This is a genomic window from Profundibacter sp., assembly GCF_056498605.1.
In genome coordinates this window covers 14,415-35,250 of the sequence record NZ_JBSMEZ010000062.1, presented here as the reverse complement: position 1 = coordinate 35,250, position 20,836 = coordinate 14,415, and the positions used below count along the sequence as shown (strand labels likewise).

Below are 20,836 nucleotides of genomic sequence, written 5' to 3'. Positions count from 1 at the left end.
CCTAACGGTTACGTTGCCCGCGCCCCATAGCGCGTGCCATCTGTGCTGCAATCTGTCCCTGCGTGCGCTGAAACCCTTCGACATCAGGCGTGCTGATGTTCATCGTGATATTCACAGGCGCCGCCCCGCCATTGGCCTCAACCCCCAAACGCCCATTCATCCCGCGTGTCAGCGGCATGATCGCCTCGGGGCCGGCCTCGCCCATCAATCCGGTTCCCCCGCGCATCGGGAACACCGTCGGCCCGCTGACAACCCCGCCATTGGCAAACGGCATCACCCGACCTTGGCTAAAACTGCCGCCCTTCTCGAACAGGGAACCACCGCCAAACAACCCGCTAATACTGTTGGCGATCAAACCGCCAAAATGCTTGGTCACCGGCGTGATCGCGGCGTTATACGTCGTATTGATCATCGACTCCGCCACCTTGCCCAAGGCGTCCGATAACTTCAGCCCGTCAAACACCAACCCGTCAAAGGCCGACTTCAACCCGCGGCTGATGCCTTTGGACAAAACATCAACCTCGCGGTTTGTGGTGGTCAGACTGTCCCGCATCTTTGATAACTCGCCATCAAAGGCCGCCGTCATTGCTGTGGCACTGCCCATCGTTGTCTCAAGGGCCGCGACTTGATCGTCAAATCCGTCCACTTCACTTGTCATGATCTTTCTCCATCTTGTCCGGAAACGCTTGCGCCAATTCCTCAAGCCGCGCACGGCCCATCGGCGCATCCGTTTCCCCCTCGCCCAGCATCAGCATCAATTCGGCTGGGGTCAGCTGCCAGAACTGATCTGGCCGCAATCCCAGCCCGCGAAACCCCGCCCGCATCAACGCGGGCCAGTCAAATCCGTTCATGGTGCAGTAACATCCGGCATTGAGAACGCCCGCGCCAACAGCTCTGCCGCCACCCGCGCCGCCTCGACCGGACCACCCGCGATTTCAACCGACAGCAAATCGCTCGCACGACCCTGCCAGCCGCCGCCACGCAGTCCAGCCACAATCAACGCCAGCACATCGCGGGTGCTGAACTGACCGCTTTCAAAACGTTCAACCATGCCAATCAGCGTCCCTGTTTCCAAGGACGCCTCAAGTTCGGCCAAAGCCCCAAGCGTCAGTTTGCAACTGTGCGCGACCCCATCCAGCGTCAACGCCACCTCACCAGCCCAGGGGTTCGTCATGGCGCAACAGGTATGAATACCAGCGCACCGGCGGACGCCATGCTCAACTCATAAGCCGCCTCACCATTATAGCTGCCGGAATATTCAATCGACGTCATCTGGAACGCGCCCTCAATGATGCCGAATTCAGGAATAATCACCTGAAAAATTGGCGTTTCACCATCAAAGAAAATCTGGCGCGCGCGCTCATCCGTGGCCGCGTCCTTAAAGACGCCCGAGCCTGAAATCGATGCTGACTTCACGCCAGCCCCGCCCAAAAGTTCCCGCCAGCCGCCTTGGCTCTCCAGACTGGTCACATCTACCGCTTCGGCGTTAAAACTGATCCGTGTGGCACGCAGCCCCACAATGGTCTCGAACAAACCACCACCGGTCATGTCGAGTTTAATCAAAAGGTCCTTGCCGTTTTGGGCACCCATAGCTGTCACTCCAATTTTAGAAATTTAGGTCATTGCATCCAGCCACTCATCAGCCCCTGACGGGCTTGATGGGCAACACCGATGATCGTTAATTATCTTCAACCCGCGCCTGAAACCGCAGATCAATCCGGCGCGTTTCACCGGTGCCAACCCGCCGCGCCGTGGCGCGATCAAAGTTGATATAGCAAAGTGCGCCGCGCGACAGGACCAACTCGGCCCCCTGCAACGCATCACTCACCGCAGCACCAACCTGTTTGGCCACCTGAAACCCAGCCGCATCCGTAATCACGCTGATGGTGATCATATGCAGCGCACCAAATCCGGTCTTGTCCGACCGGTCTCGCACATCTTCAGGACCAAGACTGACGTAAGTGCCAACAACCGCCCCCGACGGCGCATTATCGTAGATCGCGGTGCCGACCAAAGCGGTCAATGCCGTGTCGCCCATCAAACGCTGATAGATCGCGGCCTGCAAAGCCGCCGAAACCCCGTAACTCATGACAACACCTCCTCATACGCAAAACAGGTCAGGTAATGTGCCTGCGGATCGCGCTCTGTCACCGCCTTGATACGAAACAGACGGCTACCTTCGCGAAACCTCTGGTCTGGCTTTGGGCGCGATGGCGCACCCACAGGTGCACCCCGCACGGTGATGCGGTACGGAACACTTGAAACGGTGACAAACTCGCCGGCTTTCTCGCTCCCCGTGCCCGCCTTCACCTCGCCCCACATCTCGCCCAACGCCACCCAGCTTTCGGCAAACCCGCCAGATCCATCCGGCAATTGCACCGCATCCTCCAACACCAGCTTGCGGTTCAAAATGGGCACACTCATGACGCACCCCCGCCCAGAATACGAACCGTGCGATAGCGCTCGATCAGGCTGGTCACCCCATAAGGCATCACATCCCCACCTGCACCGCCAACATCACGGTGCTCATAATAATGCGCCGCCAGCAGCATCACCGCATGGGTCACATCCGCAGGTAACCCCCCCCACGCCGCCCCAAACCCGGCGTCAAAAATCACCTCGGCACTGCCGCCAATCGGGATCGTCGGTAAACTACCTCCAACCGCGATCAGTTTCGGGCGATGGTCATCCTTTTGCAGGCTGTATCGCACCGGATCAATCACCGTCACCACCGCCAACCGGTCCAGCATCCGCACCTCGCCAATCGAACTCACGGGTGCCACAGGGAACGCCTGCTCGCCCAACGCCCGCCACGCGGTCACTGACCACATGAAACTGCGCTCGATTAAAATCTTGCCGGTGCGGGCCTCGATCGCCGCCATGGCAGACCGCAAATAACTCTCCAACACCGTATCCTGCACCGCATCATCGGCAAACCCCGTGCCCATCCGCAAGTGGTCTTTGAATTCGGCAATCGGCAGCGCCAATGTGGGCACTGTTGTCTGCTCGACTAACATCATGGAAATTCTCCGGTATATAACGCCCCCAAAATAGGCGGGCGCACGCCATTCGCATTGCTCGGACGGAGGGGAGCAGCTAGACAACACGAAATCATTGGCGCACGCCCATTTAGCCACCCCCCAAGTGATGGGGGATGGCCACTCTCGATAACCGTTAGGCGATCGAGAATTTCAGCAGTTTGATCGCGGCAAAGTCGCTCACGTCACCACCAACACGTTTTGTTGCATAGAACAGAACATGTGGTTTGGCGCTGAACGGATCACGCAGAACCCGCAGATCAGGACGCTCGGCAACGGTGTAACCCGAAGCGAAATCACCAAAGGCAATTGCGGTGGCGTCGGACCCGATATCAGGCATATCCTCGGCAATCAGCACAGGATAGCCCATCAGACGTGCAGGCTCGCCTGCGGCCAGACCATCAGACCACAGAAAACGGCCATCTGCGTCTTTCATCTTACGAACCGCGCCAGCAGTTTTCGAGTTCATGATGAACGTCGCACCGGCGCGATACTGCGCACCCAGCGCGTAAACAAGGTCAATGATCGCATCCGCAGGAGTTAAACCGTCGAAATCACCATCAACACCGGTGGCGATATAGCCCAGATTATTCCAGGTCCAGGTTGCATCATCTACAGCCGTATGCGTCAGGAAACCCGTTGGCTTGTCCACACCATCGCCCGAAACAAACGCAGCAGCTTCAGCGCGGGAAAACTTGTCGGCGATACGGCCAGCCAGCCAGCCCTCGATGTCAAATGCGCTGTCGTCCAGCAGGCGTTGGCTTGCTTTTGGCAGGGCGCTCAACTCATGCAGCGGAATGGTGATACGGTCAATCGTTGGCGTGCCGGTTTCAGCAGTCGGATCGGTTTCAGTCGCCCAACCGGCCCCCACATCAGTGTGGTCAATCAGCACGTCATAAGATGTCGCCTCGACGTTCACCACATTGGCAATCGAGCGCAAGGACGCTGTGGAATTCAGCACCGACTGAATGGTTTCCGCGGTTTGCGGATCCACCAGATAACCACCATCCGCAGATACGGCGGTAGACATGGCTTTGCCTTCCAGAACGATACCGCGCAGCGCATCATCATCGCCCGAGCGCAGATAAGCGTTAAACGCTTTCTGGTGCGGGGCTTCGGTTTCAGCCATTGCAGAAAGTGCAGGGCGGGAGTGGGTCATTGTCTTGCGGTCCAGCATGGTCAATCGCTCTTCTTGTTGTTTAAGTTTAGAATTCAGGTTGTCCTGAAACTCGTTCAGATCATTCACGAAACCGGCCATCGCGGTCTTCACCTCGGCAGCCGGAGACAGGTCCGTTGGCACAACACCAACGTCCCGAGCCTTTCGGTCGGTTTTGCTCATTTTCACATCCTATACAGTGAGGTTAGATCGCTGGCTCAGTTGCGGGCCAGCATGTGGCGGGCGTCATTAATCACGCCTGCCAAATCACGCAGAGCATCGGCATCCAGGTTGTCGCCCTTCGCCCCCACCCGCGCTTCCGGCAGCATGGGGAACGTCACCAGTGACACCTCCCACAGCTCCAGTTCAGCCAAGAGCCGCTGGCCCTTGCCATTCTTATGTGCCTTTTTGGTGCGATAGCCGATCGACAAACCGTCAATCGCTCCCGCCTCGATCAAGGTCGCAGCTTCGCGCCCCTTGGCCACGTCCAGCAACAAACGGCCCTTCACATACAGACCCTTTCTGTCCTCACGTACCTCGTCCCAAATCCCGATAGGTTGGGTCGGGTCATGCTGCCAGAGCATCTTCACTGTGCGCCCTTTTTGGGCAAGCGTGGCCAAAGATGCAGCATACGCACCCGCCTCGACCACATCACCACCCTGATCGCATTTGCCAAAGAAACTGGCATATCCCTCGATCAATGTGCCATCCGTAACGGTCACACCGCTCTCCATCCGGCAGAACTTTCGTTCTAATCCGGCCTCGTAATCCATTGAATTCATGTTTCTTTTCCCTACTTGGGTGCTGCTTCAATCAGAGAAATAACGCCTTGGGCCAACACCACGCCTACCACGCCGTAAACCGCCAACCACAGCCGCTTTTCCAACCGCTCGATCATCCCCTCAATCCGCGCCAGCCTTTGCGACAACGCCTCGAATTGCAACGCTGTCACCCGCTCGTTGGCCTCGATCCTCGCCGTGGCGGCATCAAAACTGTCGTATAAAAACCGCGACCCGCTCGCGTGCATTTTTCCATCGGTCATTCATCATCCGCCAGTTTTGGCAGCCCCAACAGGTTGCGCTTTTCCACATCCGTCAAGAATGTCGCTGAACTGACCCGCTTCCACTGGTTGTCCCGCTCTGCCGACAGCGCCGTTACCTGATCCAGATCAGGTTTCAACTCCACCCGATCACCACCAAGCTGCGCCAACCACTCCGAAACCGACGCCGCCACGCGGGTTGCCAACGGCAACACCGTCAAACGGTAAAACGCACGGTTCGCTTCCTGATAATTGGCATAAGCCGCATCACCAGGGATCCCCAGCAACATCGGTGGCACACCAAAAGCAATCGCAATCTCGCGCGCCGCCGCTTCCTTGGTCTTCTGGAATTCCATGTCGGATGGCGAAAACCCCATTGGCTTCCAATCCAGTCCACCCTCCAGCAACATTGGCCGGCCCGCATTGGCTGCCCCTTGATGCTGGCTTGCCATCTCGTCAACCAACCGGTCATACTGATCCGCTGTCAACGATGCCTGCCCGTCCGACCCACGATAGATAATCGCCCCCGATGGCCGTGCAGCATTGTCCAACAATCCCTTGCTCCAGCGTGATGCGCTGTTATGCACATCCACCGCACTGGCCGCCGCTTGCATTGGCGAAAACCCGTAATGATCATCCTGCGGCGAAAACGTTTTGATATGGCAAATCGGCTGGGCCTCTCCGGTCATATCAAACCGGTGCTTCTTGCCACCCACCGCATATTCATAGGCCACAGGCCACCCATCAGTGCCAGGCACCACGTTCATCCGGTCACTGCGCAACACATGCAATTCTACCGGCGCGCCCATATCATCCGGCACTGCTTCCAGATAACCATTGCCCGTCAACAACAACTGGCCATACAACGCCTCGAACAACTCGGCCCGCCCCTGCGCCCCGTTCGGGCTCTGGATCAACGACAACACCGGATGCTCGTCATAGCGCCGCTCCCGATCCTGCAACACCAACGGTAGCGCTGCGGCGGCCTCAGCCACCAGCTTGACACAGCGAAACCCGACCGGATTGCCCAAAAAACCCGTGCGGGTCAATGAAACCACATCCCGCGGGCTCCACGCCACGCGCCCCGCTCCGTGATACGCCACCACAGGCCCCGTCGCCGAGGCCTTTTGCTCGGGCACGTCCGCACCCTTTCGAAAGAAATTAAACGCCATAAGAAGTAGCTCCTCGTCTCTTCATCAAATCCAGTTATTTTCGCCATTTCCAAACGGCCCAAATATCCGCGCCGCAGGCATAATAGTTTTCTTGCCTGCGGCGCGGATATTTAGACGAAAAAGAAACTATAACCCCCGAACCCTCGGCCTGCGCCATTTCGCTGCTGGTTCGATCATCAATTCATGCATTGCCCAGACCAGTGCATCGACACGGTCAGGACTGCCCTTGCCTTCATAGCCGCGCGTGGTCATCCGGCACATCTGGTCCTCCAGATCACCCAAACCCCGCAGATGCCGCACCCGACCCTGCTCGTATAACGCCGCCACAGGCTCGGCCCTCGCAATCTTGCCCTTTGAGGCGCGCACCGACCGGTATGGCACCAAAGGATCAATCTGCCGGATCACGGATTCGACCATGTCACCGCCCTGATTAACCTCGGCCACCAACCGGTCAGCGCCGTATTCCTGCATCATCGCAATTGCGACCCGCGCCCAAGCCGCAGGGCTGGCCGCACTCACCGATGCGTCCTTCAACACCACCGCCTGCCAATCCGACGGATTGCCCTCGCAATTCGCCCCAACCACAATGATCCCGCATTCATCTGATCCCTTGTGCCCCGTCACCGGCGGATCAATCGCCACAACAATGCGCGACAAATCACCGGCCTCCTCTTGCCGCAAATCTTCCAGCATCGCCGAGGTCCATAATGCCCCCTCGGCATCCTCCAGCAGCACCCCGTCCAGTTCTTGGCGCCCCAGCCGTGTGCCCGCATATCGTGCCCGCACCTCCTCCAGAAACGACGCCGCCAGATAGGCACGGTTCGCCTCGGTCGGAGCCTTGGTCACCACCGTAGTGGAATTGGCCAATATCCCTTTCAACACCGACACATTCTTGGGCGTTGTCGTCACGCATTGGCGCGGGTTGTCGCCCAGCCGCAGACCAAACTGCAGCATATCCCACGCCTCCTCGGCTTTCTTCCACTTGGCCAGTTCGTCCACCCAAGCCGCATCAAACTGCGGCCCACGCAAACTCTCGGGGTCATGCGCCGAAAACACCTGCGCCACAGCCCCGTTCGGCCATACCAACCGCTTGCGCGTTGCTTGCCATTCAGGTCGGCGATCCGGTGGCGAACACGCGAGTATCCCGCTTTCACCAAACACCATCACTTCACGCGCCTGCTCGATAGTTTCCCCCACCAGCGCCACGCGCCGCGACCGGCCGATATCTTTGGGTCGTGATCCTTCAACCTCGCTGCGCACCCACTCGGCACCAGCGCGGGTTTTCCCCGCGCCGCGCCCCCCCATGATTACCCAGGTGCGCCAATCCCCATCAGGTGGCAACTGATGCTCGAATGCCCAGAACTCGAACAGATATGGCAGCGCCAATATCTCGTTCTCGCCCAGATCATTCAGAAACTTCTGCTGAATCTTGGGCGTCGCGCAAGCGAGCCATTCTGCGCCCGATCTCATCGCGTGCCGCGTCAAAATCGAGCGCGTAGTCGTGCACGATCCCTGCGTTATGTTTGCGGAGCTTTTCAAGAGTTGCCCTTTCTCCGAATGCGGTTTGCATTGCTTTGCCCAAATCACGAACACACCCCGCCGCCGCCTTCGAGGCCTCGGTGTTCTCGTCATCAAGCGTTGATATTATTTCTTCGGTCCGGCGTAGCATCCGGTCGAAATGCTTCTCGGCAATCAGAAGAATTTCTTCCGAGCTACCGTCTTCCCCTAGGGGTGTATTAATTGTCATATGGTCTGAATTCGCCTCTCATGCATATAGCGCTTTGCATTCAGCAAAATAAACAAGCATCATAATTCGCCTACTCTTGAGGTGAATTATGATTCAGGTAAATTGCAAATTGCTTTAGAACCGCACAAGAGAAATGGAAAAGCAGCCGCAGAGTTTCCCCTCGACTGCTTGCCCACTTCTTCTAGCTTGCCACAAGGTGTACCCTGGAGCGTTCGCAAAGTCAAGAATAATCGCTCAGGTTGTGCGCCTCCGACCGTGCGATAGGGTTAACAAAACCTTTACAACACAGCGCCTTAGCGCCAATACCCTAGTTATTACTACGCTCCGCCTCGATCGCCCGCCAGCGTTCCACATTCTTGTTATGCTCAGCCAAGGTCTTGGCAAAGGCGTGCCCGCCCGTGCCATCCGCCACAAAGAAAATAAATTCGGTCGCATCAGGGTTCAATGCCGCCTCAATTGCCGCCTTGCCCGGATTGGCAATCGGCCCCAGTGGCAGGCCGTCAATCTGGTAGGTGTTATAATCAGTCTTGCGCCGCAGCTCGCTCTGGCGCAATCCACGCCCCAGAATGCCCTGCCCCTTGGTGATGCCATAAATCACCGTCGGATCGGTTTGCAAACGTATGCCTTGGTTCAGCCGGTTGATGAACACGCTCGCCACCTGAGGACGCTCCGCCGCGATGCCGGTCTCTTTTTCAACGATGGACGCCAGCACCAGCGCTTCTTCTTTGCTTGCCAGCGGCAAGTCAGCAGCACGCGCCTCCCATGCCGCATCCAGAATAGCCACCTGCGCCGTCTGCATCCGGTCCAACACCGACGCAGGGCTATCGCCAGCCCGCACCTCATAACTATCCGGTGCCAACATTCCCTCGGCGGGCACCTCGGCCACCTCGCCCTCCAGAAAATCAGCAGCCTTCAGCGCCTCAACGATCTGCCAACTGGTTACACCCTCGGCCACAGCAATCCTAAACCGCACATCCGCCTCGGCGCGGGTCTCGGTATACGCCGCAGGAACCTCGTCCTCAGCTGGGATGAAAACCACCTTTTCAACGTATTTGTTGGTCTCGGGGTCCAACTCGCGCACCTGTAATTGGTTGCGCCGGACCCCGACGCGGTAAACAATCTCAGTGCCGCAAGTGTTCTTGCCGCCCCGCGTCACAATGTCGACGATCTCAACCATTGACGCCCCTTCGGGCACCAGAAAACTCCCCGCTTTCAAAGAATGCGACTTGTCCGAATAATCCGCCCCCATGCGAAAAATCGTGCTACTGCTCACCGCCCCGCGGCTGGCCAAATCCTCGGACACCTTGCGCATGTTGCTACCGCTCTCGACCCGCAAACAGATCGCTTGGGTCAATGGACCGGCCTCTTTGTATTTACTCTGCCCCAGCAGAATAACACCGCTAGAAACAGCTAGCAGCACCACCAAAAGCGACAGGAAGTTTGATGTAATGTGACGCCACATCAGACAGTCACCTTTCCCATAACGAGGCTCGCATTGGTGCCCCCAAACCCGAATGAATTCGACAACACCACATTGATCTCGCGCTTCACCGCCACCTTTGGCGCCAGATCCAGCTTGATGCCTTCAGGCAATGTATCAAGGTTCAGCGTCGGTGGCGCAATCTGGTCGCGCATCGCCAGAATGCAGAATATCGCCTCGACAGCGCCAGCCGCGCCCAGCAAATGCCCAATCGCCGATTTGGTGGACGACATAGTCGCACCCGACGCCGCATCCCCCATCAGCCGCTCAACTGCAGCCAACTCGATCGTATCCGCCATTGTGGATGTGCCATGCGCATTGATGTAATCAATATCCGCAGGCGTCATACCGGCACGTTTCAATGCCGCCGACATAGACCGGAACCCACCATCGCCATCCGACGCAGGTGCTGTGATGTGATACGCGTCCCCCGACAGCCCATACCCCAGTATCTCGGCATATATCTTGGCCCCACGCGCCTTGGCGTGCTCGTATTCTTCCAGAACAACTACACCAGCCCCCTCACCCATAACGAACCCGTCGCGGTCCTCGTCATAGGGGCGACTGGCGGATTTAGGATCATTGCCACGGCGGGTCGACAGCGCCTTGCAGGCGTTAAAACCGGCAATGCCGATCTCGCAAATCGGGCTTTCGGTGCCCCCCGCAATCATCACATCTGCATCGTCCAGCATAATCAGCCGTGCCGCATCGCCAATCGCATGTGCGCCGGTGGAACACGCCGTCACCACCGCATGGTTTGGCCCTTTGAACCCGTACCGGATCGAAACCTGACCTGAGGCCAGATTGATCAACGATCCCGGAATGAAAAACGGCGAAACCCTGCGTGGGCCACGTTCCTTCAGCGTGATCGCGGTCTCGGCAATCGACTGCAATCCACCAATCCCCGACCCCAGCATCACCCCCGTGCGCAATAGGCTCTCTTCGTCCTCAGGCTGCCAATCGGCATCCTTCACCGCCTGATCCGCCGCCGCCATGCCATACAGGATGAAATCATCCACCTTGCGCCGGTCCTTGGCAGCCATCGTATCATCAGGGTTAAACGTGCCGTCCGTGCCATCGCCCAGCGGAATTTCACAAGCATAATCGGTCTGCAAATGCCCCGCATCAAACCGCGTGATGGTGCCCGCACCGGATTCGCCCGCAATCAACCGGCTCCAGGTCTCCTCGACCCCGCAAGCCAGCGGCGTAACCATTCCCAAACCTGTAACGACAACTCGGCGCATATTATCCCCCAATAGTATTCTTTTTCTGCTCACAGCCCTATTACCCCGCCCCAACCCAGTTCGGCAAGCCTATCTGGCGCAATCCGCAAGGATACACCCAGATTTACGACCTGAACAGGTTTACAGGGAAAACCGCATTGAACAGCACTTGCCGCAAAACGCGCAAATTCTGTCGCGCAAATGCCGGATATTTGCCGAATCCCTGCTTTGAATGGGGGAATATGCCGGACTGGCGCGAAAAGGGATTGCCCGATGACCAAAACCCTCACCTTCCCCGCAGGCCTGCACCTGCTGTCAGACTGGCAATCCGGCGACAGAAACGCCAAATCCCGTCTAAAAGAAGTATTCGACGCGGCAATCAACGGCGACATTGACGCAAACTTCGCCATACCCGCCCCGACCCAAGCGGTCAATATCGGCGGCTCAGTCAACTTGTTAACCCTGACCATCATGCACGACCTATATGGCCTCGACTCCGCCGAGTTTTACAAAGGCGACGCCAAACGCTACGTGCGCACCACCCTGCTGACCCGCCGCCTGCTGGGGATGAACAAACTCTATATGAGTTGGCCGGTCTACGCCTTCACCGCCGAGGCCTTGGGCCAAGTGATGATGTATCCCGATAAATTCCCGCCCGGCTCCGACCCAGAAATATGCCTGACCAACAAAGACAATTTCAAAACCGTCCTCAAAACCCCTGATTTCACCACCGGCGTTCCAAAGATCGTCGAGGACATCATCCGCTTCACCGAAGAATTGACAGGGTTGGAGCCCGTCCTGCACCTCTCGGCCCCCTACTCTCTGGCCGCCGACATCTATGGCCAAGAACCGCTGCTTGCCGATCTGGTACATGACCCCGATTTTGCCAATGAACTGCTGGATCACATCGTTGATACAGTCCTGCAACCGTGGATCGACCACTTTATCACCCGTTTCCCCAATGGCTGGGCTGAAATGTCCGACGCCTCCGGCTCGCCATTCTTTATCGGGCCTGAAAATTGCAAAACCGTCGCCATTCGCGCCATCAAACGGCTGGTGGACGAAAACCCCTGGGGACATCGCGTCTACGCGCGTTTATTCTCGGGATTTCATGTGCTGGCAACGCCTCAAGTGCCTTGGTCAAGGCAAAGGCAGCCTTCCATGCGCGCGTCTCGCGCATCGACTCAACTTGCTCATTATAGGCGACGAATGTTTCATTCGACTTTGGCTTTAGTAATTCAAGCGCCGCAAGAAATAGTGTTAAATCCGTTAGGCTCCCGTCATTTTGCGCAATGAATTTTTGCAACACATCGGTTACCGGCTCTATACTGGGTTTCTGCAAAGCGGCAGATAGCGCAAAATACCCTCGGGAAAATTGTTGCTCTACCTCAACCACTTTAGGTTTCCCACTTCGACGAGACAGGCTTTGCGCTTCCTCAATGTAGCCCATTCGCATTAAACTATCGACAACCACACCGATATAATATTCATTAACGGCCGTGGCCCCCAACGCACTTGCGACTTGTGCCAGACATTTTTCTGTGGGCTGCTCTGCACAATTGCGTCTATGCTCTGCGGCTTGCCGTTCTTTACCAGCAGTAGAGTATAAGGCAGCAAAAATTGCCGCCGCCAGAAACATGGCATAGGTAAATGCGCGTAACATTTCACTCCACCCGCTCAAACAACTGCAACTCATCCCCTTCAAACACAGACAGCCGTGTTTTAACAAATCCCAGCTTGTCCGCCAGCCGCATTGACGCCGTATTGGCCGGATCAATCATGCACACACACCGGTCCGCCAGCCCAGACCCGTCATACCAGCCCAGCGCCGCCTCCATTGCCTCATGGGCAAACCCTTGCCCCTGTCCCGCCGCCTCAAACAACCAACCCGCCTCGGGGTATTCGTCAAACCCAGCCCCATGCCCGCGCATCGCACAAGGAAAACCAACCTGCCCGATCAATACCCCCGTATCACGCCGCTTCACGGCCCACATGCCATAGCCCATCTCGGTCCACGCCCCGACATTGGCCAAATACGCGGCCCACATTTGCGCTTTAGGCCGCGCTTCCCCCCAAATAAAGCGGTAAACCTCGGGCAGGCTCCACAACCGCGCCAATGCTGCGAAATCTGCACGCTTAGGCGGCACCAGCACCAACCGCTCTGTCTCAATCTGCGGAATCATGCCCAACCCTCCAACGAAAAACGGCGCCCCACGGTGGGACGCCGTTTCCAAACTCAATTTCACGTAAAGCTTAAGAAGCTTTGGTGATGAACGACACAGCGTCGCCAAATGTCTGGATGGTTTCAGCAGCGTCATCCGGAATTTCAATGCCGAACTCTTCTTCAAAAGCCATAACCAGCTCAACGGTATCAAGGCTGTCAGCGCCCAGATCGTCGATGAAGGATGCTTTTTCAGCTACTTTGTCTTCTTCCACACCCAGGTGCTCGACAACAATCTTTTTAACGCGGTCTGCGATGTCGCTCATGGTTTATTCCTTTTATCGTTTAGGGTCTTGCCCGTTTTGTTTTCAGATGGCCCGACTGGACCACCCAAACCCCGCTTTCACGGATATACCGATCAACGCAACACGCGCCCCCGATGAATTCTGCGCCGCCTATAGCACATCGCGCCCTTAAGGCAAATGTTTTCGCTACAGCAGTTGAAGCAAAAGATGGGCCAAGGCACGCTGGATTACAAGGTTTTGCGATCAAAACAAAAGAACGGGCCCGTTCACGCCTACACCCTATTCATGATGTTATCACTCGCCCATCACGCATTGGTTGATTTATCGAGGGCAATCCGCTTATAACGCCCTTACCTCTCTAAATCAGCAAAGCCGTGTATTATGTTCTCCAGTTCCGATCTCTTGGCACAACTCCAAAAGCAATTATCGGCTCTACCACCTGGCACAATCGCGATACTGGTTGTCATCTTGCTCATGTACCTTTTCCTATCACCTCGCCAAATAAGGAAATACCGCAAGAACTGGCGTGGTAATGCGCGGCGCGGCGCAAGTGATTCATCAACCATGCAAGATAAGTACCCGCCAAATATGGCAAATCCCAAAAACCAGATGGATGCCGTCGCTGCGGTAGAATTTGAAACGTGCCGCCTGCTAAACAAAGAAGAATCCCGCCTCTTACCTGTGCTGGAACGCGCTGCAAGAAAGTTAAACCAAGGGCACCGCGTGATGGCGCAAACCAGCCTCGGCGAGGTGCTTCGCCCGAAAAAAGGCTCCACAGATCGCGAAGCCAACAGGCGGGCTTTTGCGTCGATAAACTCCAAACGGCTGGACTTTACCGTGATCAACAGATTGGGCATTCTGGTTTGCGCAGTCGAATACCAAGGTAGCGGACATTACCGCTCCGGTACCTTCATGCGCGATGCCGTCAAACGCGAAGTTTTGCGCAAAGCGGGCGTTCCACTCCTTGAAGTCACGCCTGATTTCAGTCCTGAAGACTTGGAAAAACAGCTTTTGAAAACAATCCAGCCCAATCCCAAGGATAGCGGTCTAACCCCTGAAAGCTTTCGTTAGAACTGCAAGAAGCGCCTCGATATCAGCATCCGTTGTGTAAACATGTGGTGACAGGCGTAACCAGCGCCCTTGCACATCCCCAAACGCCAGCGGTTCGAAATGGCCGACGTTCAGCAGTTTGGCCGCAATCCCGGCTTTGGTCAGCGCCTTTATAGCCTCGGCACCCTGTTCAACACCCAGCTTCAGCGACACACTCCCCGTCTGCCCTGCTTCAACAGCCACGTCATGTGCTCTCGCCCAGTCCCGCAACGCACCCGAGCGCGCCATGATTTGCGCCTGAACCGCATCGGCCCCGACATCCAGAAAATGGTCAATCGCCACGCCCAGCCCCAACAACAGCGCATTGTTTTTGTCCGCAGGTTCCAGATCGCTGGCGGTGAACTCACAACCATCCCCCACCCAAACCATCGACACCTGCCGTGGCCCGCGCAACCATTTGCGCCCTGTGGCTACAAATACATCGCACCCGATCCGACCCACATCCACCGGCATCTGCCCCAGCGCCTGCGCCCCGTCGATAATGAATTTCATCTGTTCAGGTCGTGGTAGCGCCCCAATCGCCTCGACTGGATAGCGATAACCGCCAACCGCCGTGACCATTGGCACAAACAGGGCGGCCACGTCATCACCCATACGCGCGGCCCATGCCTCCAGATCAGGATTCTCGCCTGATAACGCGGGCAACACCTCGACCGTGACATCGCCACGCAGCTTCAGCGCCCGATAGAAATCACCCCAGTCATGCGGGGCCACCAGCACCCGCTTGCCAGCCAAATCCATCCGCGCCAGCATCGCCAACCAAGCCGTTGTTGTGGTTGCGGAAAACCCGATCTCGTCAGGCGCACCGCCCAGCAACATGGCCGCACGGCGCCGCACATCCTGCAACGGATCAGCCCAATGATCGTCCGCACCATCCGGCCCCATCTCGGCCTCACAGTGTAGATACTCGGCGATCCGCTCATACACAGCCGCCTCGGGAACCCCGTGGCTAGCCGCGTTGAAATATCCTGCCGTGCGCATCCGTTACACCATCGACATGCCGCCATTCACATGCAGTGTCGCCCCCGTCACATAGGCCGCTTCTTCAGACGCCAGATACAACACCGCCGCCGCAATCTCCTCGGGCGTGCCCATCCGGCTGGCAGGTATCTGCTTGTTGATCGCATCCTTCTGATCATCCGTCAGCGCATCGGTCATTGGCGTGGCAATGAACCCCGGCGCAACTGCATTCACTGTAATCCCGCGACTGGCCACCTCATGCGCAATGCTTTTGCCCATTGCGATCATCCCCGCCTTGGCCGCCGCGTAATTCGCCTGTCCGGGGTTGCCCGTGGTGCCGACAATCGAGGAAATATTCACAATCCGGCCCCAACGTGCCTTCATCATCGGGCGCATCACGCCACGGCACAGACGCATAGTGCTGGTCAGGTTCACTTCCAGAACCGCCGCCCATTCCTCATCCTTCATCCGCATAAACAGATTATCGCGGGTGATACCGGCGTTGTTGACCAGAATATCCAGCCCACCCATCGCCTCGATCGCCTGCTTTGGCAACGCATCCACCGCATCCGCATCCGACAGGTTGCAGGGCAGCACATACGCCCGCTGGCCCAGTTCCGCCGCCAAAGCCTCCAGCGGATCAACCCGCGTGCCCGACAACGCCACCGTTGCGCCCGCCCCGTGCAACGCCTTGGCAATCGCGCCGCCAATGCCACCAGATGCGCCCGTTACCAGCGCCGTTTTCCCTGTTAAATCAAACATTATGCCTCACCCTTCATTTGCTCTACTGCGGCGGCCACATCGTCTGGCGTGCCTACTGCTTTTGTTGAAACCTCTTTGGCAATGCGCCGGATCATGCCACACAGCGCCTTACCCGCGCCAATCTCCCAAATCTGGTCCACGCCCTGATCCGCCATATAGGAAACACTCTCGCGCCAGCGCACCGATCCGGTCACTTGTTCGACCAATAAGCTGCGGATCACATCGGGATCCGTCACCGCCTCGGCCCGCACATTGGCCACCAATGGCACCATAGGCACCTTGATCGCAACATCCGCCAGCGCCTTAGCCATTACATCCGCCGCAGGCTGCATCAAGGCACAGTGAAACGGCGCGGATACAGGCAGCATCACCGCCCGCCGCGCCCCGCGCCCCTTGGCTATCTCGCAAGCCCGCTCAACCGCGCCCTTATGCCCAGAAACCACAACCTGCCCCGGATCATTGTCATTGGCCGCCTGACAAACTTCGCCCTGCGCCGCCTCGGCTGCCACCTCTTGAACAGTAGCAAAATCCAGCCCCAGCAACGCCGCCATCGCGCCGATGCCCACAGGCACCGCTTCCTGCATCGCCGTGCCGCGCGCCCGTAGCAAACGCGCCGTATCGGCCACCGAAATCGCGCCCGCCGCCGCCAATGCCGAATATTCGCCCAATGAATGCCCCGCCACAAACGCCGCATCGCTTACGGAAACCCCCTCGGCCTCCAGCGCCCGCATCGCCGCTAATGATGTCGCCATCAACGCCGGTTGTGCATTTGCCGTCAGGGTCAGCACATCCTGCTCCCCCTCCCAGATCAACGATGACAGCTTTTCACCCAACGCCTCGTCTACTTCGTCAAATACTGCCTGCGCCGCGGGATATGCAGCCGCCAAATCGCGCCCCATCCCGATGGTCTGCGCCCCTTGCCCCGGAAATACAAATGCTCGGCTCATTGGCCACTCCTTTTGCTGTCACATTGTCTTGCTTCGCAAATACCCCGCCAGCCACACATACGCAATCGCCCCCATCATTGTTCTCCAAATATCCGCACCGCAGGCATCAAATCTCTGTTCGCGCACATAATCGGTGCTCTCACGCCGAATTTATCCCATGCATCTGCCCTGATATGTCACTCTGAACATAAATCAGGAGCCCGCCATGTCCCGCAGCAACACCCAGACCACCTACGGCAGCGTTACCAAAACCTTTCACTGGTTGACCGCCCTGTTGATCCTCTCGGCCTTTCCACTGGGCATCCTTGCCAATGGTGCTCCCTTTGCCACCGGCGATGAAATCGCACAAAAGGCGTTGCTGTTCTCGCTGCATAAAACCGTCGGGGTTGCTACCTTTTTCACCGCCCTTGCCCGCATCCTCTGGGCAATCAGTCAGAAAAAACCCGCGGGCCTGCACTCTGATAACAAGTTGGAAACCTTTGCTGCCGAAGCGATCCACTGGCTGCTCTACATCTCGATGCTAATCGTGCCCCTATCGGGCTGGCTGAACCACGCCGCCAGCGTCGGCTTTGCCCCGATCCTGTGGCCGTTTGGCCAATCCCTGCCGCTGGTGCCAAAATCCGAGGCCGTATCAGCGTTCTTTTCCGGTGGGCACTTCGTGTTCACCAAACTGCTGTTGGCGTCAATCGCACTGCACATCGCCGGTGCACTAAAACATCTGGTGATCGACCGTGACCAAACCCTGCAACGGATGCTCCCGGGCCGCACAGACATCGCCGCCCTGCCCCCACAAGCCCACAGTCGCCCCCCCCTGCTGGCCGCAATCACTGTCTACGCCGTCGCCATCGGAATCGGCGCGTGGGTCGGGCTGGCCAAACCGGCCGAGATCATCGCCGCCCCGCAACTGGCCTCTGTCACCAGCGACTGGACGGTCAGCGACGGCACCCTTGCCATCAGCGTCAGCCAGTTTGGCAGTGATGTCACCGGCACATTCACCGACTGGACTGCCGCCATCAGCTTTGATCCCGAAACCGGCACCGGCACCGTCGATGCCACCGTCAACATCGCCAGCCTGACCCTTGGCTCGCTCAGCTCGCAAGCCCTTGGCGCTGATTTCTTTGACGCCACAACGCACCCGACAGCCCGTTTCACCGCCGATATCAGCCCTATGGGCGATGACTACACCGCCACAGGCATCCTGACGATCAAAGGCGTTGAGCAACCCGCCACCCTGCCTTTCACCCTTTCGATCAACGAAGAAACAGCCGTGATGTCCGGCCAACTCACCCTGAACCGGCTGGATTTCAGCATCGGTGCAAACATGCCGGACGAGGCATCGCTAAAATTCCCCGTCGCGGTCAGCATTGATCTGACGGCAAGCCGTGGTGGCTTATAGCGTGGGTATAACGGGTTTCTTTTTGAAGCAGCCTTCAGTTAAACTTGGGGCGACCGAAATGCGGACAAAGCCGCCCTCTAATTCGAGGCCGAAGGTGGTGTATTATCTGGCCATCGCGAGTTATAGTTCCTAAAATAATGTCCGAACGGAGGCCGATATGACCGACCCTTTGACGTCCGCGCCAGCCCTTGAAACGGAACGCCTAACCCTACGCGGACCACTACAAAGCGACCTATCCGAGTTTACCCGATTCATGACGAGTTCGCCGAGGATGCAGGCTCAGGGAGAAACGGGCAGCAAGGAACAAGCTTGGTTTGGCTTTTTGATCGGGATTGGTCACTGGCAATGGCACGGGTTTGGGTTCTTTACGCTAATTGAACGTGGACGGAGCCTTCCTATAGGTCGTGTCGGGCTACTTAAACATTCAAATTGGCCAGAAGTTGAGTTGGCGTGGCATCTTTTTGAAGGAGCCGAGGGCAAAGGATACGCAACCGAAGCTGGGCGGGCAGTTCGTAGCTGGGCGTATCAAGCCCATGGATTCAACCAATTGGTTAGCTACATTGATTGCGAAAATCATCGTTCGCAAGCGGTTGCGAAACGTCTCGGAGCGGAGACCGATGGCGCGCGTGCTGATCACGAACCAGATGCTGAAGTTTGGACCCACCTACCTGAACCCATATGATCAATTTGGGCTCCAAGCCGTCATTTATCAAATTCTGCTAGCCGCCCATTTCAAGCACACCTACAAAACAACGTCATAAGTCGCCCCGAATTCAGGGGCGACCTAATATGTTCATAAATATTTAATCGGATCACTCGGCCTTCATCGCCTCGATCGAGATCATCACATCCACTTCGTCACCAATGAATGGCGCGAACTTGCCGGCCTCGAATTCGCTGCGCAGCAGCTTGGTTGTGGCGTTGAACCCCAGCCACGGCTTACCGATCATAGGATGCTCGCCGTTCTGGTTCAGAACCGCGTCCAGCACCACAGATTTGGTCACCCCGCCGACCGTCAGATCACCGGTGATTTTCGCGGTTGCGTCCCCCGTCACCTCGATGGCGGTCGAAGTAAAGCTGACCACACTATCGTCACTGGCATTGAAAAAATCCGGCGACATGAAGTGTTCAAACCGTTTTTCCCAACCTGTCATCATGGATTTCAGCGGCATCGAGACCGCAACAGATGACGCATCAGGCGCATCCGCATCGAACATGATGTCGCCTTCAAACCCCGAGAACATGCCCCAGGTGGTCGAAAACCCAAGGTGATTATAAGAGAACACAATCTGGCTATGACTGGCATCCAGAGTGTATTTTTCCGGCGCACTATAGGCCGTTGTTGCGGTCAATGCGGCAATGGCAGCGGCGAGTATCGTGGTTTTCATCTGAGTTTCCCATTTTCTGTTTGCGATGGGTCGCAGTGTCGGCGCTGCTTGGCTTTAGGGCAATATGGTATGGTTCAACAGTTTGTGTTCGCAAATGAACACCATCGGGGCGCTGAATCTGCACGGCGATCAGGCAACCATTGCTGGCTTGATCACACCCTGTGCGCCGTTCTTGATAAACCCGCGATTTTCCATGGCGCGTATCGGCGCTTTTTTGCCCAGAATATCATAGGCCAAACGATCCCGAAGGCGGGTCAGATGTTCCTCATAATCACTGGCAACCTCGATCACCAGTGCAGATTCCGCCAGACGCAACATAAGACGCGACTTGCCGTATTCTGTGGTCGCACGGTCAATAAATACCGCGTCGATTTCCCCGAACTTTGTCCGGCTCAGAACCCGTGCATTGCCTTGCCTGTTGCGCAATACCTCGCGCAGTTCCGACCGCGCCAGATCGACCTGAAACTCGCTATCGGTGCCATGCGAGGCAAACCAGACCAGTGTTAGGCCAACAATCCCCATGACCGTGGATATCCCCATCTTGAACCCGAGGATATCCGATGAAATTGCCGACCCCGGCAATGTCCAGAACCCGAATGCCGCAAACAATAACGAAACGCCGACAAAAGCCGCCGTCCATTGCATCAAAATAGCCAATGACCGATCACAGGTTTGGCAGCGTAGAATATACCCCCAATAGGTTTCACCCGCTGACACCGATGGTTCGCGAGTGGTTTTTTCTGTGAACTCTTTGTTATTGGAAATTGCGTTCATTGTTTTTCCTCCAAGGCTCATCTTGTAGTTGTATGTCGCAGCCAAAATTGACGAAACTTGGGCACGGGTGGTTCATTTTGGCGGCTTGTCGGCTGATCCGGCAGTAACCACTCTGTCACAAGACCCTAACCAATGTGTCTTGCATCAGTGGCCCAGCGATGTATAAGGCGGCTTCCTT

26 protein-coding genes are annotated in these 20,836 nt (G+C 57.0%); 4 read left to right on the top strand and 22 right to left on the bottom strand.

The features are described 5' to 3' along the window. Position 1: 1 nt before the first annotated feature. From ACWB12_RS06530 to fabF, 15 genes are all read right to left on the bottom strand, one after another. On the bottom strand, positions 2-658 hold the full coding sequence (locus tag ACWB12_RS06530; protein WP_479529255.1) for a phage tail tape measure protein: 657 nt from the start codon (positions 656-658) through the stop codon (positions 2-4). Beyond that, entirely contained in the window at positions 648-851 is a 204-nt protein-coding gene (locus tag ACWB12_RS06525; protein ID WP_479529254.1) for a rcc01693 family protein, read from the bottom strand. Before ACWB12_RS06525 ends, ACWB12_RS06530 begins: the two co-directional genes overlap by 11 nt. Further along, a complete protein-coding gene (locus ACWB12_RS06520; protein ID WP_479529253.1) occupies positions 848-1,174 on the bottom strand; it encodes a gene transfer agent family protein in 327 nt (108 codons plus the stop codon). The genes ACWB12_RS06525 and ACWB12_RS06520 overlap by 4 nt, the downstream gene beginning before the upstream one ends. Continuing rightward, complete coding sequence (locus ACWB12_RS06515; RefSeq protein ID WP_479529252.1) at positions 1,171-1,590, bottom strand: phage major tail protein, TP901-1 family; 420 nt, start codon at positions 1,588-1,590, stop codon at positions 1,171-1,173. Before ACWB12_RS06515 ends, ACWB12_RS06520 begins: the two co-directional genes overlap by 4 nt. 88 nt (positions 1,591-1,678) lie before the next feature. Continuing rightward, positions 1,679-2,089 carry a DUF3168 domain-containing protein gene (locus tag ACWB12_RS06510; RefSeq protein ID WP_479529251.1) on the bottom strand — a complete coding sequence of 137 codons (411 nt, stop codon included), beginning with the start codon at positions 2,087-2,089 and terminating at the stop codon, positions 1,679-1,681. After that, entirely contained in the window at positions 2,086-2,424 is a 339-nt protein-coding gene (locus tag ACWB12_RS06505; protein WP_479529250.1) for a head-tail adaptor protein, read from the bottom strand. The genes ACWB12_RS06510 and ACWB12_RS06505 overlap by 4 nt, the downstream gene beginning before the upstream one ends. Continuing rightward, positions 2,421-3,020: a head-tail connector protein gene (locus ACWB12_RS06500; protein ID WP_479529249.1), complete on the bottom strand. Its 600-nt coding sequence runs from the start codon at positions 3,018-3,020 to the stop codon at positions 2,421-2,423. The genes ACWB12_RS06505 and ACWB12_RS06500 overlap by 4 nt, the downstream gene beginning before the upstream one ends. A gap of 154 nt (positions 3,021-3,174) precedes the next feature. Beyond that, entirely contained in the window at positions 3,175-4,377 is a 1,203-nt protein-coding gene (locus ACWB12_RS06495; RefSeq protein WP_479529248.1) for a phage major capsid protein, read from the bottom strand. A gap of 35 nt (positions 4,378-4,412) precedes the next feature. Beyond that, positions 4,413-4,967: an HK97 family phage prohead protease gene (locus ACWB12_RS06490; RefSeq protein WP_479529265.1), complete on the bottom strand. Its 555-nt coding sequence runs from the start codon at positions 4,965-4,967 to the stop codon at positions 4,413-4,415. 20 nt (positions 4,968-4,987) lie between these two features. Next, complete coding sequence (locus tag ACWB12_RS06485; protein WP_479529264.1) at positions 4,988-5,221, bottom strand: GTA head formation protein, RCAP_rcc01685 family; 234 nt, start codon at positions 5,219-5,221, stop codon at positions 4,988-4,990. 11 nt (positions 5,222-5,232) lie between these two features. After that, the gene (locus tag ACWB12_RS06480; RefSeq protein ID WP_479529247.1) at positions 5,233-6,405 is read right to left on the bottom strand and encodes a phage portal protein; all 1,173 of its coding nucleotides are present in this window, start codon (positions 6,403-6,405) and stop codon (positions 5,233-5,235) included. 126 nt (positions 6,406-6,531) lie between these two features. Continuing rightward, a complete protein-coding gene (locus ACWB12_RS06475; RefSeq protein WP_479529246.1) occupies positions 6,532-7,875 on the bottom strand; it encodes a DNA-packaging protein in 1,344 nt (447 codons plus the stop codon). Then, positions 7,811-8,152, bottom strand: a complete 342-nt coding sequence (locus tag ACWB12_RS06470; protein WP_479529245.1) for a hypothetical protein — start codon at positions 8,150-8,152, stop codon at positions 7,811-7,813. The genes ACWB12_RS06475 and ACWB12_RS06470 overlap by 65 nt, the downstream gene beginning before the upstream one ends. Before the next feature lie 307 nt (positions 8,153-8,459). Next, a complete protein-coding gene (gene mltG / locus ACWB12_RS06465; RefSeq protein ID WP_479529244.1) occupies positions 8,460-9,614 on the bottom strand; it encodes an endolytic transglycosylase MltG in 1,155 nt (384 codons plus the stop codon). After that, positions 9,614-10,876 (bottom strand): beta-ketoacyl-ACP synthase II, encoded by a 1,263-nt coding sequence (fabF, locus tag ACWB12_RS06460; protein WP_479529243.1) that lies wholly within the window; start codon positions 10,874-10,876, stop codon positions 9,614-9,616. The genes mltG and fabF overlap by 1 nt, the downstream gene beginning before the upstream one ends. Positions 10,877-11,128: 252 nt before the next feature. Here fabF and ACWB12_RS06455 point away from each other — a divergent pair, with 252 nt between their 5' ends. Then, positions 11,129-12,151 carry a uroporphyrinogen decarboxylase family protein gene (locus tag ACWB12_RS06455; RefSeq protein ID WP_479529242.1) on the top strand — a complete coding sequence of 341 codons (1,023 nt, stop codon included), beginning with the start codon at positions 11,129-11,131 and terminating at the stop codon, positions 12,149-12,151. 368 nt (positions 12,152-12,519) lie between these two features. On the opposite strand, the gene ACWB12_RS06450 is transcribed toward ACWB12_RS06455, so the two are convergent. Together ACWB12_RS06450 and ACWB12_RS06445 are read right to left on the bottom strand one after the other, a co-directional pair. Then, complete coding sequence (locus ACWB12_RS06450) at positions 12,520-13,038, bottom strand: GNAT family N-acetyltransferase (RefSeq protein ID WP_479529241.1); 519 nt, start codon at positions 13,036-13,038, stop codon at positions 12,520-12,522. A 70-nt stretch (positions 13,039-13,108) separates the two neighbouring features. After that, a complete protein-coding gene (locus tag ACWB12_RS06445) occupies positions 13,109-13,342 on the bottom strand; it encodes an acyl carrier protein (RefSeq protein ID WP_118942245.1) in 234 nt (77 codons plus the stop codon). A gap of 360 nt (positions 13,343-13,702) precedes the next feature. Between ACWB12_RS06445 and ACWB12_RS06440 the strand changes: the two genes are divergently transcribed. Continuing rightward, positions 13,703-14,392, top strand: a complete 690-nt coding sequence (locus ACWB12_RS06440) for a DUF2726 domain-containing protein (RefSeq protein WP_479529240.1) — start codon at positions 13,703-13,705, stop codon at positions 14,390-14,392. On the opposite strand, the gene ACWB12_RS06435 is transcribed toward ACWB12_RS06440, so the two are convergent. The 3 genes from ACWB12_RS06435 to fabD are packed head-to-tail and all read right to left on the bottom strand — an operon-like array spanning position 14,369 to position 17,100. Further along, entirely contained in the window at positions 14,369-15,412 is a 1,044-nt protein-coding gene (locus ACWB12_RS06435; protein ID WP_479529239.1) for an aminotransferase class V-fold PLP-dependent enzyme, read from the bottom strand. The genes ACWB12_RS06440 and ACWB12_RS06435 overlap by 24 nt on opposite strands. Positions 15,413-15,415: 3 nt before the next feature. Continuing rightward, positions 15,416-16,153: a 3-oxoacyl-[acyl-carrier-protein] reductase gene (gene fabG, locus ACWB12_RS06430; RefSeq protein WP_479529238.1), complete on the bottom strand. Its 738-nt coding sequence runs from the start codon at positions 16,151-16,153 to the stop codon at positions 15,416-15,418. Further along, positions 16,153-17,100 (bottom strand): ACP S-malonyltransferase, encoded by a 948-nt coding sequence (gene fabD, locus ACWB12_RS06425; protein ID WP_479529237.1) that lies wholly within the window; start codon positions 17,098-17,100, stop codon positions 16,153-16,155. Before fabD ends, fabG begins: the two co-directional genes overlap by 1 nt. A 205-nt stretch (positions 17,101-17,305) precedes the next feature. Here fabD and ACWB12_RS06420 point away from each other — a divergent pair, with 205 nt between their 5' ends. Both ACWB12_RS06420 and ACWB12_RS06415 read left to right on the top strand, forming a co-directional pair. Further along, the gene (locus ACWB12_RS06420) at positions 17,306-18,496 is read left to right on the top strand and encodes a cytochrome b/b6 domain-containing protein (RefSeq protein WP_479529236.1); all 1,191 of its coding nucleotides are present in this window, start codon (positions 17,306-17,308) and stop codon (positions 18,494-18,496) included. A gap of 157 nt (positions 18,497-18,653) precedes the next feature. Further along, entirely contained in the window at positions 18,654-19,178 is a 525-nt protein-coding gene (locus tag ACWB12_RS06415; RefSeq protein ID WP_479529235.1) for a GNAT family N-acetyltransferase, read from the top strand. A gap of 130 nt (positions 19,179-19,308) precedes the next feature. Here the strand turns inward: ACWB12_RS06415 and ACWB12_RS06410 are convergent, their stop codons facing one another. Together ACWB12_RS06410 and ACWB12_RS06405 are read right to left on the bottom strand one after the other, a co-directional pair. Beyond that, entirely contained in the window at positions 19,309-19,884 is a 576-nt protein-coding gene (locus tag ACWB12_RS06410; RefSeq protein ID WP_479529234.1) for a YceI family protein, read from the bottom strand. 129 nt (positions 19,885-20,013) lie between these two features. Next, a complete protein-coding gene (locus tag ACWB12_RS06405) occupies positions 20,014-20,658 on the bottom strand; it encodes a hypothetical protein (protein ID WP_479529233.1) in 645 nt (214 codons plus the stop codon). Positions 20,659-20,836 lie beyond the last annotated feature (178 nt).

What these genes read in the sequence shown, in the direction of transcription:
- ACWB12_RS06475 (WP_479529246.1), bottom strand. Translation starts at nt 7,875, where the DNA reads ATGAGATCGGGCGCAGAATGGCTCGCTTGCGCGACGCCCAAGATTCAG.
- ACWB12_RS06420 (WP_479529236.1), top strand. Translation starts at nt 17,306, where the DNA reads ATGTCCCGCAGCAACACCCAGACCACCTACGGCAGCGTTACCAAAACC.
- ACWB12_RS06410 (WP_479529234.1), bottom strand. Translation starts at nt 19,884, where the DNA reads ATGAAAACCACGATACTCGCCGCTGCCATTGCCGCATTGACCGCAACA.
- fabF (WP_479529243.1), bottom strand. Translation starts at nt 10,876, where the DNA reads ATGCGCCGAGTTGTCGTTACAGGTTTGGGAATGGTTACGCCGCTGGCT.
- ACWB12_RS06480 (WP_479529247.1), bottom strand. Translation starts at nt 6,405, where the DNA reads ATGGCGTTTAATTTCTTTCGAAAGGGTGCGGACGTGCCCGAGCAAAAG.
- mltG (WP_479529244.1), bottom strand. Translation starts at nt 9,614, where the DNA reads ATGTGGCGTCACATTACATCAAACTTCCTGTCGCTTTTGGTGGTGCTG.
- ACWB12_RS06445 (WP_118942245.1), bottom strand. Translation starts at nt 13,342, where the DNA reads ATGAGCGACATCGCAGACCGCGTTAAAAAGATTGTTGTCGAGCACCTG.
- ACWB12_RS06455 (WP_479529242.1), top strand. Translation starts at nt 11,129, where the DNA reads ATGACCAAAACCCTCACCTTCCCCGCAGGCCTGCACCTGCTGTCAGAC.
- ACWB12_RS06505 (WP_479529250.1), bottom strand. Translation starts at nt 2,424, where the DNA reads ATGAGTGTGCCCATTTTGAACCGCAAGCTGGTGTTGGAGGATGCGGTG.
- ACWB12_RS06440 (WP_479529240.1), top strand. Translation starts at nt 13,703, where the DNA reads ATGTTCTCCAGTTCCGATCTCTTGGCACAACTCCAAAAGCAATTATCG.
- ACWB12_RS06500 (WP_479529249.1), bottom strand. Translation starts at nt 3,020, where the DNA reads ATGATGTTAGTCGAGCAGACAACAGTGCCCACATTGGCGCTGCCGATT.
- ACWB12_RS06510 (WP_479529251.1), bottom strand. Translation starts at nt 2,089, where the DNA reads ATGAGTTACGGGGTTTCGGCGGCTTTGCAGGCCGCGATCTATCAGCGT.
- fabD (WP_479529237.1), bottom strand. Translation starts at nt 17,100, where the DNA reads ATGAGCCGAGCATTTGTATTTCCGGGGCAAGGGGCGCAGACCATCGGG.
- ACWB12_RS06515 (WP_479529252.1), bottom strand. Translation starts at nt 1,590, where the DNA reads ATGGGTGCCCAAAACGGCAAGGACCTTTTGATTAAACTCGACATGACC.
- ACWB12_RS06525 (WP_479529254.1), bottom strand. Translation starts at nt 851, where the DNA reads ATGAACGGATTTGACTGGCCCGCGTTGATGCGGGCGGGGTTTCGCGGG.
- ACWB12_RS06415 (WP_479529235.1), top strand. Translation starts at nt 18,654, where the DNA reads ATGACCGACCCTTTGACGTCCGCGCCAGCCCTTGAAACGGAACGCCTA.
- ACWB12_RS06520 (WP_479529253.1), bottom strand. Translation starts at nt 1,174, where the DNA reads ATGACGAACCCCTGGGCTGGTGAGGTGGCGTTGACGCTGGATGGGGTC.
- ACWB12_RS06490 (WP_479529265.1), bottom strand. Translation starts at nt 4,967, where the DNA reads ATGGATTACGAGGCCGGATTAGAACGAAAGTTCTGCCGGATGGAGAGC.
- ACWB12_RS06470 (WP_479529245.1), bottom strand. Translation starts at nt 8,152, where the DNA reads ATGACAATTAATACACCCCTAGGGGAAGACGGTAGCTCGGAAGAAATT.
- fabG (WP_479529238.1), bottom strand. Translation starts at nt 16,153, where the DNA reads ATGTTTGATTTAACAGGGAAAACGGCGCTGGTAACGGGCGCATCTGGT.
- ACWB12_RS06485 (WP_479529264.1), bottom strand. Translation starts at nt 5,221, where the DNA reads ATGCACGCGAGCGGGTCGCGGTTTTTATACGACAGTTTTGATGCCGCC.
- ACWB12_RS06530 (WP_479529255.1), bottom strand. Translation starts at nt 658, where the DNA reads ATGACAAGTGAAGTGGACGGATTTGACGATCAAGTCGCGGCCCTTGAG.
- ACWB12_RS06495 (WP_479529248.1), bottom strand. Translation starts at nt 4,377, where the DNA reads ATGAGCAAAACCGACCGAAAGGCTCGGGACGTTGGTGTTGTGCCAACG.
- ACWB12_RS06435 (WP_479529239.1), bottom strand. Translation starts at nt 15,412, where the DNA reads ATGCGCACGGCAGGATATTTCAACGCGGCTAGCCACGGGGTTCCCGAG.
- ACWB12_RS06405 (WP_479529233.1), bottom strand. Translation starts at nt 20,658, where the DNA reads ATGAACGCAATTTCCAATAACAAAGAGTTCACAGAAAAAACCACTCGC.
- ACWB12_RS06450 (WP_479529241.1), bottom strand. Translation starts at nt 13,038, where the DNA reads ATGATTCCGCAGATTGAGACAGAGCGGTTGGTGCTGGTGCCGCCTAAG.